Below are 15,785 nucleotides of genomic sequence, written 5' to 3' on the forward strand. Positions count from 1 at the left end.
GAGCAAGAACATCTCAGAGAAAGCAACGTTTTATGAAAGCATTAATAGCGATCAAAAGGGTCGTTGATTATAACATTCAAGTCCGCGTGAAAGCCGACGGTTCCAATGTGGATATTGATGGCGTCAAGATGGGCATCAACCCTTTCGATGAAAACGCGATTGAAGAAGCCATTCGCCTGAAAGAAAAAGGCATCGTCAGCGAGATCGTTGCAGTGACTATCGGTGGCGCGGCCAACCAGGATATATTGCGCCACGCGCTGGCGATGGGTGCAGACCGCGCCATGCTGATTGAGACACAGGAAACCTTGCATTCCCTGGGTGTGGCTAAAGTATTGAAAGCGGTAGTAGAGCGCGAACAGCCAAACCTGATTTTGCTCGGTAAACAGGCCATTGATGATGATGCTGGCCAAACTGGCCAGATGCTGGCAGCCTTGCTGAAATTGCCGCAAGCCACCTACGCTTCGCAAATCACGATTGAAGGTAACCAGGCAACTGTAGTCCGTGAAATTGATGGTGGTACGCAAACACTGGCTGTCAGCCTGCCAGCCGTGATTACTGCTGACTTGCGCCTGAACGAACCACGCTATGTCAAACTGCCTAACCTGATGATGGCGAGAAAAAAACCACTGGAAAACGTGCCATTGGACTCCCTGAATATTTCCCTCAGCCACAATGTGCAGCAACTGAAAGTTGCCACACCACCTGCCCGCCCAGCTGGCGTGATGGTGAAAGATGTGAATGAATTACTGAGCAAATTGCGTACGCATGAGGGGATTTTGGGATGAGCACACTGATTATTGCCGAACACGACGGCCAGCATTTGAATGAACAGCTCGCGCGTGCCATCACTGCTGCGCAGCATTGGAAGCAGCCGGTAGATGTGCTCATTGCCGGGGCCCAGCCAGATGACCTGGCCTCACAGATTGCTGCCTTACAGGGTGTGAATAGCGTATTGGTCGCAAGTGATGCGGCCTTGCAACATCCGACTGCCGAACACCTGACTGATATCATCGTGCCGCTGGCTGCCAATTACAACGTAGTGCTGGCTGCGCACAGCGCCTTTAGCAAAAATGTGCTGCCTCGCGTTGCTGCCTTGCTGGATGTGAATATGCTGTCCGACGTGCTGGAGATTCTGGATCGTAACACTTACGTGCGTGGCATTTATGCCGGTAACGTACTGGCAACCGTGCATAACCAGGATGCGACGCAAGTGTTAACCGTGCGCGGCAGCAAATTTGCCGCTGCACCGTCTGGCGCTACAGCAGAGATTAAAGCAATTGCAACGCCAGCCGCCCCGCAAGGCAGCCGCTGGGTATCTGAAGCATTTAACAAGTCCGAACGCCCCGCCCTGACTGCTGCCAAAGTGGTGGTTTCCGGTGGCCGCGCCCTAGGTAGTGCAGATGCTTTCGCCCAGGTGATCGCGCCATTGGCGGATAAACTGCATGCAGCCATTGGCGCCAGCCGTGCAGCCGTAGATGCCGGTTATGCGCCCAACGATTTACAAGTGGGACAGACCGGCGTAGTGGTTGCCCCCGAACTGTATATCGCCGTCGGTATTTCCGGCGCGATCCAGCATGCGTACGGCATGAAGGACAGCAAGGTGGTTGTGGCTATTAACCAGGACCCGGAAGCACAAATCTTCAAGATTGCAGACTACGGCCTGGTGGCAGACTTGTTTGAAGTCGTGCCTCAGTTGACAGCTGCGTTATAATAATCCCTTTAAATTCAAACCCTTTGCCTAGTCGCGAGTAAAAATAAAACATGAGTAATAAAAAATATTCCACCGAAACGATCCTGAGCGTTCACCACTGGAACGACACCCTGTTTAGTTTTAAGTCCACGCGCGACCCAGGTTTGCGTTTTGAAAACGGCCAGTTTGTGATGATAGGCATGGAAGTTGACGGCCTGCCACTGACTCGCGCCTATAGTATTGCCAGCCCTAATTACGAAGAGCATCTGGAGTTTTTCAGTATTAAAGTGCCTAACGGCCCGCTGACTTCACGCCTGCAGCATCTTAAAGTGGGCGACCCATTACTGGTGAGCCGCAAGCCGACCGGTACACTGGTGACGCATGATTTGAAACCAGGTAAAAACCTGTATTTCTTCTCTACCGGAACCGGCCTGGCGCCTTTCATGAGCCTGATCCAGGATATCGAAGTATATGACCGCTTTGAAAAAGTCATCCTGATTCATGGCGTACGATATGTAAATGAACTGGCCTATGAAGAATTCATCACCAAAGATTTGCCGAATAACGAATTCTTTGGTGAAGAAGTGAAGAACAAGCTGATCTACTACCCGACAGTGACACGCGAACCATTCAGAAACCAGGGCCGCCTGACTGACCTGGTGGAAAGCGGCAAGCTGTTTGAAGACATCGGCCTGCCACCGCTAAACCCGGAAACTGACCGCGCCATGATATGCGGTAGCCCGGCCATGCTGGTAGACACCGCTGCCATGCTGGACAAACGCGGGTTCAAGGTTTCACCGCGTATCGGCGAGTTGGGTGACTATGTGATTGAGAAGGCTTTCGTAGAAAAATAAGCCTACTCACAAAAACTAACACAGCAATATGATCGCAGTGTCCAGATATCAATAGTATGAGCAAGATATCTGACACTGCGATTTCTTTTGAGCAAGCTGAGCTCTCTGACCTGCCGGCATTAAGCGCCCTGCTCACCCTGCTGTTTTTGCAGGAGCAAGAATTCACACCTGACCCTGCCGCCCAGCAATTAGGCCTGGCTGCTATTCTTGAGCAACAGGACAGCGGCCGTATCCTGGTGGCACGATATCAGGGTGAAGTAATTGCCATGGTAAGTTTACTGTTTACAATCTCCACCGCATTGGGTGGCCGTGTTGCTTTGCTGGAAGATATGGTCGTAAACCCGACACATCGTGGCAAAGGCATAGGCTCGCAATTGCTGGCCTATGCCCTGGCGTTTGCCCGGACGGAGCAGATACTCAGAATTACCTTACTCACAGATCACGACAATCTAGCCGCTCAGCACTTCTATCAACAGCATGGTTTTCAGCAGTCCGGCATGCAAGCGTGGCGCTTGATACTTTAAACTTCTGAGTTGGAATCGGGCGAATTAACGTCGGGCATCTTTCATGCCGATGGCAACCACAATCGCCAGCACAAACACGACGGAAAGTAACAAAAAACCTTGCGCATATGCCTGGAAGGTTCCGGCAGAGGTTGCGCCGCACATTTCCTGCCGCCATTCAAGAAACACTGCCATCATAGTCACACCGACCACGCCACCCAATTGTCTGGCATAACTGACCACCACCGAAGACTGCCCTAAATCTTGCGGCTCCATCTCGTGCAAGGTAGCAAGATTGAGTGCGGGCAGGATCATACCGAGGCCGATACGGCCAACCACAGTGGCGGCGACAATTTCCCAGTATTGCACCGTATCGGCCGCGACGACAAACACCAAAAACGAGGCGCCAAATATAGACAAGCCTGCCAGCGTGATGCGCCTGGGGGACAATTTATCCGCCATTTGCCCGGCAAACGGGATCGTCAGTACCAGCGCGATGCCGGAAGGGAGCAGCAACAATCCGGCGTCAGTGGCACTGAAAGACAAGGCTGTTTGTAAAAATACCGGTATCAAATAGGTAGAGGCAAATAAACCAAAGCCATAGGCAAACGCCACAAAAGTACCGCGGCTAAAAGTTGGCTTGGAGAACAGGTGCAATTGAATAATAGCGTGCGGCAACCTACGCGCATGGCGTATGTAGCATGCCATGGAGACGACTAGCAAAGTGGCATAACCCAAAGTCCAGAATGCTATCAAGCCGCTATGATGCAAACTTGATACAAACTCGATTAATCCTATGGAGGCGGCAGATAGCCAGCCCAGGCCTGACCAGTCAAATGGTTGCACCTCCCTTTTGCGTGGCGCCGGCAACCAGATGCGGGCGGCGATCAGCGCCAGGAATGCAAACGGCACACCTAACAGGAAAATAGCTTGCCAGCCAAATTGGTCCAGCATCCAGCCGCTGATGGAAGGTGCAATCGCAGGCGTAAAAGCAATGCCGACAATCAGGATGCCTGATGCACGCCCCTGGATATTAGGTGGAAATAAGCGCATTAATGCCATGATGCCCAGCGGTTGCAACACGCCCGCTGCCAGGCCTTGCACCAGGCGTGCGATAACAACGTGGACAAAGGTATGCGAATAAAACCCTGCCACACTGGCGGCAATCAACAGCCATAAGGCCGCCATAAATACACGCCGCAGGCCAAAGCGCTCAAGCAGCCAGGCGGCAGGCAACATGGCAATGGTCATGGCAGCCAGGAAAGCCGTCATCGCCCACTGCACATGGTCTTGCCCCAAATGGAACGTTCTCGTTAACGCTGGCACCGCCACATTGAAACTGGAGGTGCATAATACCCCGGCTATCGTGCCCAGGCCGATGATGCATAACACCATCCACTTATACTGCTCACCATAATGCTGCGTTAAGGCATCATAGGAATGCACTCGTCTAAACAATCTCACAGATTTCGCCTGTTCTTTTTATTCAGCGTAAATAGCCATACAGCATTGTGACTTACAATTACCGAAGCCGGTTCACCATGAAATGAAATAGACTAGCCCCGCACTATATGGTTATCGTTAAACCACCAGGACGCTTAAGTGATTAAGCCTTCGCGCCAAAGCTTGAAAACATACCCGGCTAAAACGCGCTCTTGATGACGCCGCCATCTACGCGTAAAGCAGCACCTGTCGTTGCGGAAGATAAGGGGCTGGCAATATAGGCCACCAGATTAGCGACTTCTTCAGTGGTAGCAAATCGCTTGATCAGCGAGGTTGGCCTGACATGTTCAAAAAACTCCTGCTCGAATGCTTCCTGTGATTTGTTTTCTGCCTGAGCAAGTGCTTCAACAAAGTCGCCTACCCCACGGGATCGTGTAGGCCCGGGCAATATGCTGTTGACGGTAATCTGCGTCCCCGCCAAAGATTCCGCCAGACCACGCGCGACCGCAATCTGGGCAGATTTTGTCATGCCGTAATGAATCATTTCCGGCGGAATCTGCACGCCGCTTTCACTGGAAATAAACACGATACGGCCCCAGTCTTTTTGCTTCATGCCGGCCAGGTAAAGCCTGGCGAGACGAACACCACTTAATACATTCACATCAAAAAAACGCTGCCAGTCAGCGTCAGGAATATCTTCAAAATTCTTGGGCTCGAAGATCCCCAGATTATTCACCAGTACATCGATTTCCGGATAGTCCGCCACCAGCTTCTCGGCCACCTCTGCCTGCGTTAAATCTCCGGCAAAGCCCGAAACTTTTTTACCGGTCGCATGCTGAATATCCTCGATCGCCTGCTGCACCGAACGTTCAGAACGCCCGTTAATGACTACTTCTGCCCCTTCTTTTGCTAATAAGGTAGCTATTGCCAAACCGATCCCCGCCGTGGAGCCGGAGACCAATACCTTTTTACCTGCCAGTTGCAAGTCCATAACCGCGCCTTTCCATTTAGTTTAAAAATTGACAGTTATTCTATTGCGACTTGAGTATTTGCGCCATGCAAGAAAAGATGCTTCGGCGTTTCGGAATTTTCTTGAGAATAGCCTCTGCAATCGGCTCAAAATCTATAGAGATACCTCCCTTATCTATGTGCTGTCAAAGCACCAGCAGCTTTACCTTTGCTGTTTATACGGCAACATAAAAATTCAATCATTCTCACAATTCCTAATCCAATAAAAGAATAATCATTTAAATTAAATCAATCACTTAGCCGAAGTGAGCAAATGACGCAATCCGCTTTTCCAAGCTGGCATGCTAGATGCTAAAGAGATCAGCACCAGAAACGAATAAAGATTGACCTGCCATACGGGATCATCATTCAAAAGATATGACCCGACTATCATTTTTTCAAAATCAAGGAGATACCTTTGAAAACCGCCCATCCATTAGGCATCGCAGCGCTTGCACTGACTACAGCCACTTCATTCATCGTACCTGCGAATGCACACCATGCCTTTTCAGCTGAGTTCGATGCCAATAACCCTGTTGAAGTTAAAGGGGTAGTTACCAAGCTGGAGCTTACCAATCCACACAGCTGGTTATACATAGACGTTAAAAACCCTGATGGAAGCGTGACGAACTGGGGTTTTGAATTCGGGGCGCCGTTCAGCCTGCGCGAAAAAGGAATTAATAAAACCGTTCTCAAAGCAGGGGTAGAAGTTTCAATCAAAGGCTACCGTTCTAAAAACGATAAAGAATATGGTTATGCAGTGACTACTACCCTTGCGGATGGCCGTAGCTTCAAAACAGGCGGCGCGCAGGATGCTCCTACAGTAAACCCATAAACATTTTAATAATCATCCATTTAAGGAAAACAAGGAGTCACTTTGAAAACGCTATCCTTACAGCTCGGCAAGCCATCCTGGCGCGTCGGCTTGCACGCTTTGATCCTGGTCGTGGCAAGCACCCTTACCAGCCAGGCTTATGCCGCTGAAAAACTGCCGCGCCTGGCTAATGGCAAGCCTGACTTTTCCGGCATCTGGCAAACCACCAGCGCAGCCGATTATGATCTTGAGCCACACTCTAATCGCAAAGACGCCCCGCCAAGTGCCGGCAACGTTGAAGGCAACCTGATTCCCTACCTGCCCAAAGCATTGGAGCAACGTAAGAAGAACTTTGAAGCACGTGCCACCGACGACCCCGCGTTAAAAGGTTATACCTTGGGTGCCGTACGCGGTGTGTACTATCCTGAGCCCTTCCAGATTTTCCAGCGCGCCAATGACTTGTTCGTTGTACACCAGTTCGGCCATTCGGTACGCACTATCTACACCAACGGTACAGACCATCCGCTGGAACCTAATGACTGGTGGTTAGGCGACTCCCGCGCAAAGTGGGAAGGCGACACGCTGGTAGTGGACGTCAAGCACTTCAATGGCAAGACCTGGCTGGACCGTTCCGGCAACTTCCACAGTGATGCACTGCATGTGGTTGAAAAATGGAAATACCTGGACGCCAATACCATCGAGTACAAAGCCACGCTGGAAGATGAAAACGTCTACAGCAAACCCTGGACACTGAGCGTAATCTTGTACCGCCACCGCGAAAAGAACTTCCAGTTGATCGAGGATTACCGTTTCACCCTTGATTACGATGAGTACTATCCACCTAAACGCCCGGCCAACGCCGAATAGCTCCTTTACGACATCGCGATCACTAAAGATAAGTAATCTATCAAGAGAGAATAAGTATGCAAACCAACTCATCTATCAAGCATCCGCTGGCCTCGTTGTCAAATGTGGTGGCGGGTTGCCTGTTACTCACCCCGCTGCTTGGTATTTCTGCCGATCAGCCAGCAAAAACGCCACCGGCTAAACCAGTTGCAGCGACAGCTGGCAGCACGCAAGGTACGCCCAACCCTGAAGTGGCCCGCTGGGAAAAAGAATTTCCGGCCATCGCTTCAGGCAAATGGACTGGCGCACGTACTGCGGACGGTCAACCGGATATTTCAGGCCACTGGTCCAACACCATTGCCAACCACAACAATTTCACTGACCCGCAAGGCGGTATTCCTCACGACCCCAATCCTAACCGCCTGGCCAAAGGCCCGCGTAATGAACGTGCGCCTAGCCGCGTCAGCGATCCGGCAGACGGCCAATTGCCATTACGGCCATGGGCTTTGGAAAAAGTGAAGGAGTTCCAGATCGGTTTCCACGACCCGAAAAAACCTGAATACATAGAGCCATTGGCACGTTGCGCGCCGGGTGGCGTTCCCAAGACCTTTACCTGGCATGGTTTTGAGATCAGCCAGTATCCAGGTTATGTGCTGTTCCAGTTCAATTCCGGCACCCGCATTATTCACCTGGATAACAAACCGCACCTGCCGGACTACATCAAGCTGTGGAACGGTGATTCGCGCGGCCACTGGGAAGGCAACACACTGGTAGTGGATGTAAGCAACCATAACGGTAAAGCCTTATTTGGCCGTTCTGGCGAGTTCGTTAGCGAAAATGCAAAAATCCAGGAACGCTATATTTTTGATAAAGACAACAAACGCTTTAACTATGTTGCGACGTTCGATGACCCTGAGGTTTATACGCGACCATTTACAGTGACCATACCCGCCAAACGCTGGACAGCTGCTGATAAGACCAATGGCTGGCAATTTGAAGCCACTATTGCCAATCACCCACAGGGCAAAGTTTTTCTAGATCGAGAAGAACGTATTTGTACCGAAAATAACGGTGGATTCGGTTTAGGCGCCCGTAGATAAGAAACTGTTAGAGACTCAAAAGCCGGAAGCGAATGCTTCCGGCTTTTTTATAAATTATTTTGTATCTAAAATGATACAAATTGAATCTATCATTCATTATTAATCATTAAAATGACGTCAAAAACAAACATCATGTTTCTGTATAAACAGTTTGCTTGAAATATGTTTTATCATCAACAAAATAACTCATCCCCCCACGTATTTACATAAAAAAACACAATACTCAATGTTTATTTTTCATTAAAAATCAGTTACTTATTAAATCACATATAGATCACACCGATTAAAACTCCCTTACTCTGGATATGGAATGCAAGTTGCTAAAGCCATGGCACCTCAAACAAGTAAAGGGACTCTAAAAGTGAACTATATAAAAAAATATCCGGCCGATCAGATTGTCCGGCCGCTCTTTCGACGAACATTGATTAGCATTGCCGTTGCCGGACTTTCGCTGACTGCAGTTAATCCAGTCTACGCGGCTGACGATCAGGAAGTGAACGAACTAAGGCAAGAGGTCGAACGATTGAAACAAGCGCTTAGTCGTTCTGAAAAAGCCTTGGCGGAGGAAAAGTCTGAGAAAACGGGTACTGAAAAGACTGAAACCGAGGCAACAACCACTCAGTCACCGCAACAGGCACAAACAACGCGGCCGGAAGATGCGAATGAACTGGATTCGCTGGTCGTTACCGCTCGCAAGAAAAATTCATTAGAAAAAGTGAAGGACAAATCCGCTTCTATTTCCATAGTCAGTGGTGAAGAACTGGATCGCTTCCAGGCAACAAATATAACCGAAGTATTGCGTCGCGTAGGTAATGTTAACTTTAACTATGGCAACCCGCGAACAGGCTCTTTGACATTGCGCGGTATTACTACCGGATCAAGCGACCAGATTGACCCGACTGTCGGCGTCGTTATCGATGGCGTAAGCATTGCTTACACACCTTTGGCAAATGGATATATTTACACAGACATAGATACCGTTGATGTCACCCGCGGCCCGCAAGGAACCGCTGGGGGTAAAGCCAGTAATATTGGACGCATAACATTTAAAACGAAAGAACCAACGTTTTACCCGGTCGCCAGTGTTTCACAAACATTTGGCGAGTGGCATACATCAAAAACCCAAGCCGTCGTTGGCGGGCCTATTATTGATGACCTGTTAGCCTGGCGCGGTAGTTTTGTACGTGACCAGCAAGAAGGGCCATTTAAAGAACAGTTTCCAGATTCTGAAGGTCGAGGCAGCTATCAGAATACAGACCGTACATTTGGTCGAATCCAATTTCTACTTACTCCATCTGAGAACTTTAACGCCAAGCTCAGCTACGAGCTTCAGCCTAAAGGTTCAGAATTTGTGAATGGCAATACTGTCAGGCATCCAGAACCAACGACTTATAGTGATGGGGTTGCCAGACCAGCCAACCTTGTAGATACCAATTATAAAAAATATGTTAATCGCTCCTGGTTTAACCAGTCACCATCCACGTGGAATCCATCAACAGACTTTTATAGATATATGACCAATACCGACAATAATGGTGCGATCATCACCAGTTCGGAAGGCTTGACCGCTAATCTATATTTAAATGCCGTTGGACATGAGTTTAAGTCGATTACAGGCTGGCGCAATCACTGGTTCAGCGCCTCTAACGATGAAGGAACTCCGTATGACATCACCAAAAGTGGGGGTTATATTACTGACTTTAAGCAACTCAGTCAGGAGTTTAGATTCAACTCAATCAAAGATGAAAACAGCCTCGTTGATTACCAAGGTGGTTTGCTATATTTAAAAACAGATAATCACTCTTTAGGAAGTCGCACGCGTTATGGTAATGATGCTGGTGCATTTCAGGCCAGCGATGCTTTGTATAATAGTTTGAATGCATCTGCTGCTGGCCAGGCTTTGTTGAAAGATTCTCTAAACCTGGCATATCGCTCACAAAATACAATAGTAGAAAACAAGAGTATAGGCCTGAATGCGCAAGCAGATTGGCATTTAAGCAAGCCACTTACCTTGACCACTGGATACGCTATTTCGGTAGAGGATAGAAGTACGACACAAGGATTATTTTTACTTGATCCAGGCGTGGGTGTCGACCTGACAACCGCTTTTGGCAACAGTGCGACCACCACAGGTATTGGTGGCTCGGCAGAAGCACAAGCGGCGGCTGATAGGCTTGCTGCACGGTATTTTGGCACTGGTTCAACCTTTGCCGGCCTTACCGCCCCTCAACAAACGCTGTTACGTGATGCAGCGCGTGTGCGTAACGGAACTTTGCAACCAGGCTCAGCCTATCCTTACGTCAAGGCAAAACCTTGGGAAGGAGCCGTACAATCCGGTGTTGTAACCTTGACGGATAAGATCAACGACCAGCTCTCTGCTTACGGATCCGTACAATACGGTGAAAAAGCAGGTATCGCACAGATCAGTGCAGGCGGAGTGCCTAGCCTTATTGATAAAGAGCGTACAACCGGTCTGGAATTTGGTGTGCGTACATCCCTGCTGGATAACCAGTTGCTATTCAATGCCAACGTTTATCTCAACGACATCAAGAACTTCCAGACCACGGTCGCCAATGTAGACCCGGTGGCCACTGCCATCAATGTCGCTGGAGGTAATTGTAGCGGTGCCGATTGCCAGGCATATATTAGCCAGGTCGGCAACGTGCCAAAGGTTCGTGCGAAAGGCCTGGAAATCGATGCTACCTATCTCGGCTTGGAACACTTCAACTTCCGCTTGGCTGCTGCATATAACGATGCCCGCTATGCAGATGATGTGTATTTCGCTTTTCCTAGTGAGCAAAATCCAGGAACATTACCTGCCAACCAGCGCTTCTACAATGCCAAAGGTGACACACTAACCCAGGCGCCTAAATTTACCAGCAACCTGTATGCGGGCTATAACTTGCCAGTATTTGGCAATTATGTGTTTCATGCAGACGCCAACTACAAATACTTCAGTAGTTACTTCACCAGCACCTCATCTTATGACAAAGTCGATGGTTATGGTCTGCTGGATTTAGGTGTGGGTATAGGCCGCAGGGATGGCTTATTTGATGCAAACGTACTGGTAAAAAATGCGTTTGATAAAGAATACAACCCATACGGTTTTGCCAGCTATACCCCCTCGCTACCGCGCTGGATCGGGATTGTGTTCACTAGCAAACTGTAACGAAACTTTTAATAGTTAAAAAAACCAGCGTGAAAACGCTGGTTTTTTATTGGGCATTACAACAAGTTTTTTATAAATCGTGGCAGGACTTGCAGGTACGGGATAACACAGTCGCCTTTTGCCCGGCATGCTCGAAATCACCGGCATCCACCAGGAATTTAATCTCTTTGGTGAGCTCATGGCTTTTTTGTGCCAGCCCTAACTGCTCGTCAGAATCAGCCTTAAGCGTGTAATAAGACTCCACCTTGGAGAACATGCCTATCAATCTCTGCACGTCGTCATTGCTGGCTGTCTTGTTATTCAACGCCAAGTGATTAGTCAGGCTTTTGCTGGTATCTTCAACTTCATGCATGAAGTCTTCATCGACTTCAAAATCCCCTGCTTCTACACTCCAGCTGGCGGCAAGCATGACCGCCAGCATCATGACTACCCGCAAACGCATTATGCCAGCAGTTCATCAATCACCCGGCCATATACCACAGTCGGTCTCTCAGAACGTCCATTATTCAGATAGGTTACTTTGAGGTGATCCAGGCCTAACAGATGCAGGACCGTTGCATGGAGGTCATACGTGTCAACAGCATCATCTTTATTTGTTACCTTCAGGCCAATGGCATCGGTTTCACCATAGGAGGAACCTGCTTTCACACCACCGCCAGCAATCCATTGGGTGTAGCCAAAGGCATTATGGTCACGACCTGTGCCGCTTTCACTCCAGGGTGAGCGGCCAAATTCTGAAGCCCATACCACCAGCGTACTATCCAGCAAACCACGTGATTCGAGGTCAGCCAGCAAACCTGCGACCGGTTTATCCACCATACGTGACATCAGGCCATGGTTGCCGTCCAGGTCATGGTGCGCATCCCAGTCATCGGCAGAACCTTCCGGCCTGTTATCTGGCGCGGCGGATACCACTTGCACAAACCGTACGCCTCGTTCCACCAGACGACGTGCACGTAACAAGGTAGCGCCATACCCTTCACTGGTGTTGTCATCCAGGCCATAAAGGGCTTTGGTAGCAGCGGATTCTCCTTTAAGGTCTACGGCTTCAGGCGCTGTCAGTTGCATACGTTCAGCCAGTTCATATGACCGTAACCGCGCTTGCAACTCGGTATCATGGGTGTGTCCCAAACCACGCAACCGGTCTAACTGGTTAAGTAAGTCCAGCGAATTTCGCTGTTGTGAAACTGAGCGCAGTTCGGGGCGATCCAGATAAACAATAGGGGAATCACCAGGACGGAAAGCAGTACCCTGGTACACAGCCGGCAGGAAGCCGGAACTCCAGTTGACCGAACCGGCATCCGGTTCACGCATGCCGTTGTACAGTACCACATAAGAAGGCAGGTCGCGGTTGGCTGAGCCAAGTGCATAATTCACCCAGGCGCCCAGTGAAGGCCGGCCAGGGTTTAAATCCCCGGTATTCAGCTTGAGGATAGAAATATCATGCGTGGCACCCACGGTCACGCTGGAGCGAATAAATGCCATCTTGTCGGCCTGACTGGCCATGTTAGGCAGCAGATTTGAAAACCAGGCACCACTGTCACCATGCTGCTTCCAGTCACGGTTGTTAGCCGCATACAGTTTGCCTACGCCCCCTTGAGTAAAGGTTTTAAGCCCTCTGAGGAAAGAGGCTGGTACATCTTGCCCGGCCAGCCTAATCAGTTCCGGTTTATAGTCAAACAAATCGAGTGAGGAAGGCGCACCTTTCATATGCAGCCAGATCACCGACTTCACCTTGCCAGCAAAGTGCGTCGGTTTTGGTGCGAGCGGATCCACCAGGTCGGACGCCATGGCCGTCCCAATAAAGCCAACGCCTGGAATAAATCCAGCCGCAGCGGCTGCGCCACCCAGGCCTAAACCGGCATTGATCAAAAACTTCCTGCGACTGTCATTCATTGTTTTCCCCAAAGCTTAAAAACGTTAATCCTAGAAACTCACATTTAAGGTAATACGGACTTAGAACCTGTATACAAACTCATTGGTATTCACCAGGCTTTGCACCATATCGACGAAAGCTGCGGTACGTACCGGGTTAAGGTGGCTGGTATCTGCCACACCTATGGGAACGGCGACAGCAAATCGGCCATCCTTGGCCTGCGTTTTAATGATGTTTTCCTGCTTATTCAGGAAATCCTGCAATGAGGCGCGCTCCTGGTTGCTAGGCAAGCGGGAGAAAATCACCTGATACAACCGGTCCAGCTGTGCTTTTTCATTGGTACCGGCTTCATTAATCACACGGCCAGCCAGCGACTGCGACCAGTTGACCACCAGCGGGCTGTTGAATAAGGTCAACGCCTGCAAGGGGGTAGTGGTGACATCACGTTTGTGATGGGCCTTGGAAGGATCCGCCGGATCAAAATTCTGCAACATCGGATAGGGCAAGCTGCGTTTACTGTAGATATAGATCGAACGGCGGTTCCAGTCAGATGTAGTTTTTGAAACCGGCCACAGGCGGTTGCCATTCTCATCCACAGGCCCCTGATCGCCCGCCGTCACAGGCGGCAATACCGATGGGCCGCCTACTTCCTCGTTTAGCACGCCGGCTACATAGAGCAAGGAATCACGGATCACTTCAGCTTCCAGTCGTTTGCGCGGATAAGTGGCCAGTAATTTGTTTTCCGGATCGACTTTGGCCGCTTCCGGACGCTCTGCTGAAGACTGGCGGTAGACGCTGGACAGCAGAATCTGGCGATGCAGTTTCTTGATGCTCCAACCCTGCTCGGTGAAGTTAGTCGCCAGCCAGTCAAGCAGTTCGGGATGCGTAGGTTTGTCGCCGGCACGCCCAAAATTCTCAGCCGTGGAGATAATGCCGCGGTCAAAGTATTGCGCCCACACGCGGTTGACATATACACGGGCAGTGAGAGGATTTTCCGGGCTGGCCAGCCAGTTAGCGAGCGCAGTCCTGCGGCCTGAAGAAGCGGCGGTCGGCTTGATGTCGAGTGTGGCATTACCCCACAGCTTTGGCAGGCCTGGCTGCACAGCTTCGGTTGGCCGCTCATGAATACCACCGAACCGTACAAAGGTCGGTGGGATATCAGTCGCGCTCAGCTCTGTCGCTGCCGTGTAATTTGAGGAACCACTGGCAGGTTTCAGGTCATCAAACTTGCGCAATTCTTTCTGCAGGCGCTGGTATTCATCCCACGCAGCCACCTTATCCGGCGTATGCTCCGGATGCTCCTTGGTTTCAGCCACCAGTTTCAGGTAGCCGGTGCCACCATTCACGCCAGACACAGACTGCCAGCGGAAATTAATCCATTTATCCAGCCCGTTCTGTTCCTTTTCCGGCTTTTGCAAGGCAGCCAGGGTGTCGGTGATATAGCGCGACTTCTGGTACTGAATGCTGGCATCCTTGTATGGATCCAGCACTTTGCGTTGAGCATCACGGATATGTTTGGTTGCGGCCTGGTATTTGACAAACTGCTCCACATATTGCTTGTCCCAGACACTTTCAGAACCTTTTGCTAGCTCTTTTTTGGTATCAAACACCGTGTTGGAGAACACCGATTGGAACTGGAAATACTCTTTCTGACTGATTTTGTCCTGCTTGTGGTTATGGCAACGCGCACATGCCATGGTGGTGGCCAGGAAAGTCTCGCTCACATTGTCAGCAATATCGGTTTCAATCTGGTATTTGCGCTGTATCATGTCGCGCGAATTGCTGTTATCAGGATAGCCAGCGAGATAACCCGTGGCGATTTTTGCTTCCTGGCTGTCCGGCCATAATTCATCCCCGGCAATTTGCTCCTTGATAAACAGGTCAAACGGCTTGTCCTGGTTAAAGGCCGCAATCACATAATCGCGATAGCGCCAGTTATTTGGACGCCCGGCATCATTCTCAAATCCTGCACTATCGGCATACCGCGCCAGATCCAGCCAGCGACGTGCCTGACGCTCCCCGAAGCGAGGAGATGCCAGCAGGCGATCTACCAGCTTTTCATAGGCGTCAGAAGACCTGTCAGCGGCAAAAGACTTCACCTCTTCGGGGGTAGGTGGCAAGCCCCAGGCATCCAGGGTAGCCCGGCGGATAAAAGTTACTCGATCAACTTCTACAGCAGGCTTTAACTGTTTACTTTCCAGCTGCGCCAGAACAAAACTATCGATAGGCGTGCGTACCCATGCTTTTTGCGACACCACCGGCACAGCAGGTTTTTGCGCTGTCTCATAAGGTGACCAGCGTTTTTCTGTCACTGAATTAGCCGGACTCCCCTCTTCAGCCATTAACGGACCAGCAAATAAGACTGACAGTAAAGCCAGGCACTGTATGTTCTTCATTGTTTTTATTTCCATCATCAGGTAAATGTTAGAAAACGCACCGTATCGGTTACGACACCATTACATCGGCTACAGGGGATATAGCA

At 50.1% G+C, this 15,785-nt stretch carries 13 protein-coding genes; 8 read left to right on the forward strand and 5 right to left on the reverse strand.

The window, feature by feature from the left end:
• Positions 1-32 precede the first annotated feature (32 nt).
• From ASG34_RS02980 to ASG34_RS02995, 4 genes are read left to right on the forward strand one after another with little or no spacing between them, the layout of a single operon-like run.
• Complete coding sequence (locus tag ASG34_RS02980) at positions 33-785, forward strand: electron transfer flavoprotein subunit beta/FixA family protein (RefSeq protein ID WP_055826281.1); 753 nt, start codon at positions 33-35, stop codon at positions 783-785.
• The gene (locus ASG34_RS02985; RefSeq protein ID WP_055826283.1) at positions 782-1,711 is read left to right on the forward strand and encodes an electron transfer flavoprotein subunit alpha/FixB family protein; all 930 of its coding nucleotides are present in this window, start codon (positions 782-784) and stop codon (positions 1,709-1,711) included. Before ASG34_RS02980 ends, ASG34_RS02985 begins: the two co-directional genes overlap by 4 nt.
• A 50-nt stretch (positions 1,712-1,761) precedes the next feature.
• A complete protein-coding gene (locus ASG34_RS02990) occupies positions 1,762-2,544 on the forward strand; it encodes a ferredoxin--NADP reductase (RefSeq protein ID WP_055826285.1) in 783 nt (260 codons plus the stop codon).
• A 56-nt stretch (positions 2,545-2,600) separates the two neighbouring features.
• The gene (locus tag ASG34_RS02995; RefSeq protein ID WP_055826287.1) at positions 2,601-3,068 is read left to right on the forward strand and encodes a GNAT family N-acetyltransferase; all 468 of its coding nucleotides are present in this window, start codon (positions 2,601-2,603) and stop codon (positions 3,066-3,068) included.
• Between the two features lie 24 nt (positions 3,069-3,092).
• Here the strand turns inward: ASG34_RS02995 and ASG34_RS03000 are convergent, their stop codons facing one another.
• Positions 3,093-4,511: an MFS transporter gene (locus ASG34_RS03000; RefSeq protein ID WP_055826290.1), complete on the reverse strand. Its 1,419-nt coding sequence runs from the start codon at positions 4,509-4,511 to the stop codon at positions 3,093-3,095.
• Between the two features lie 178 nt (positions 4,512-4,689).
• Positions 4,690-5,481 carry an SDR family NAD(P)-dependent oxidoreductase gene (locus tag ASG34_RS03005; RefSeq protein ID WP_055826292.1) on the reverse strand — a complete coding sequence of 264 codons (792 nt, stop codon included), beginning with the start codon at positions 5,479-5,481 and terminating at the stop codon, positions 4,690-4,692.
• A gap of 435 nt (positions 5,482-5,916) precedes the next feature.
• Between ASG34_RS03005 and ASG34_RS03010 the strand changes: the two genes are divergently transcribed.
• From ASG34_RS03010 to ASG34_RS03025, 4 genes are all read left to right on the forward strand, one after another.
• Positions 5,917-6,333, forward strand: coding sequence for a DUF6152 family protein (locus ASG34_RS03010; protein ID WP_229007741.1), 417 nt, complete (start codon positions 5,917-5,919; stop codon positions 6,331-6,333).
• Between the two features lie 42 nt (positions 6,334-6,375).
• Complete coding sequence (locus ASG34_RS03015; protein ID WP_229007742.1) at positions 6,376-7,179, forward strand: hypothetical protein; 804 nt, start codon at positions 6,376-6,378, stop codon at positions 7,177-7,179.
• 56 nt (positions 7,180-7,235) lie between these two features.
• Positions 7,236-8,258, forward strand: a complete 1,023-nt coding sequence (locus ASG34_RS03020) for a hypothetical protein (protein WP_055826294.1) — start codon at positions 7,236-7,238, stop codon at positions 8,256-8,258.
• A 361-nt stretch (positions 8,259-8,619) separates the two neighbouring features.
• Positions 8,620-11,427: a TonB-dependent receptor gene (locus tag ASG34_RS03025; protein ID WP_162239321.1), complete on the forward strand. Its 2,808-nt coding sequence runs from the start codon at positions 8,620-8,622 to the stop codon at positions 11,425-11,427.
• A 70-nt stretch (positions 11,428-11,497) separates the two neighbouring features.
• Here the strand turns inward: ASG34_RS03025 and ASG34_RS03030 are convergent, their stop codons facing one another.
• From ASG34_RS03030 to ASG34_RS03040, 3 genes are read right to left on the reverse strand one after another with little or no spacing between them, the layout of a single operon-like run.
• Positions 11,498-11,869, reverse strand: a complete 372-nt coding sequence (locus tag ASG34_RS03030; RefSeq protein ID WP_055826298.1) for a hypothetical protein — start codon at positions 11,867-11,869, stop codon at positions 11,498-11,500.
• Positions 11,869-13,323 (reverse strand): DUF1501 domain-containing protein, encoded by a 1,455-nt coding sequence (locus tag ASG34_RS03035; RefSeq protein ID WP_055826300.1) that lies wholly within the window; start codon positions 13,321-13,323, stop codon positions 11,869-11,871. The genes ASG34_RS03030 and ASG34_RS03035 overlap by 1 nt, the downstream gene beginning before the upstream one ends.
• 60 nt (positions 13,324-13,383) lie before the next feature.
• A complete protein-coding gene (locus ASG34_RS03040) occupies positions 13,384-15,699 on the reverse strand; it encodes a DUF1549 and DUF1553 domain-containing protein (protein WP_082504779.1) in 2,316 nt (771 codons plus the stop codon).
• Positions 15,700-15,785: the final 86 nt, after the last annotated feature.

This window comes from Methylophilus sp. Leaf416, assembly GCF_001424665.1.
GTDB lineage: Bacteria > Pseudomonadota > Gammaproteobacteria > Burkholderiales > Methylophilaceae > Methylophilus.

Excerpts from the sequence above, each read along its gene's own strand:
- ASG34_RS02980 (WP_055826281.1), top strand. The coding sequence starts at position 33 with ATGAAAGCATTAATAGCGATCAAAAGGGTCGTTGATTATAACATTCAA.
- ASG34_RS02985 (WP_055826283.1), top strand. The coding sequence starts at position 782 with ATGAGCACACTGATTATTGCCGAACACGACGGCCAGCATTTGAATGAA.
- ASG34_RS02990 (WP_055826285.1), top strand. The coding sequence starts at position 1,762 with ATGAGTAATAAAAAATATTCCACCGAAACGATCCTGAGCGTTCACCAC.
- ASG34_RS02995 (WP_055826287.1), top strand. The coding sequence starts at position 2,601 with ATGAGCAAGATATCTGACACTGCGATTTCTTTTGAGCAAGCTGAGCTC.
- ASG34_RS03005 (WP_055826292.1), bottom strand. The coding sequence starts at position 5,481 with ATGGACTTGCAACTGGCAGGTAAAAAGGTATTGGTCTCCGGCTCCACG.
- ASG34_RS03020 (WP_055826294.1), top strand. The coding sequence starts at position 7,236 with ATGCAAACCAACTCATCTATCAAGCATCCGCTGGCCTCGTTGTCAAAT.
- ASG34_RS03030 (WP_055826298.1), bottom strand. The coding sequence starts at position 11,869 with ATGCGTTTGCGGGTAGTCATGATGCTGGCGGTCATGCTTGCCGCCAGC.
- ASG34_RS03035 (WP_055826300.1), bottom strand. The coding sequence starts at position 13,323 with ATGAATGACAGTCGCAGGAAGTTTTTGATCAATGCCGGTTTAGGCCTG.
- ASG34_RS03040 (WP_082504779.1), bottom strand. The coding sequence starts at position 15,699 with ATGAAGAACATACAGTGCCTGGCTTTACTGTCAGTCTTATTTGCTGGT.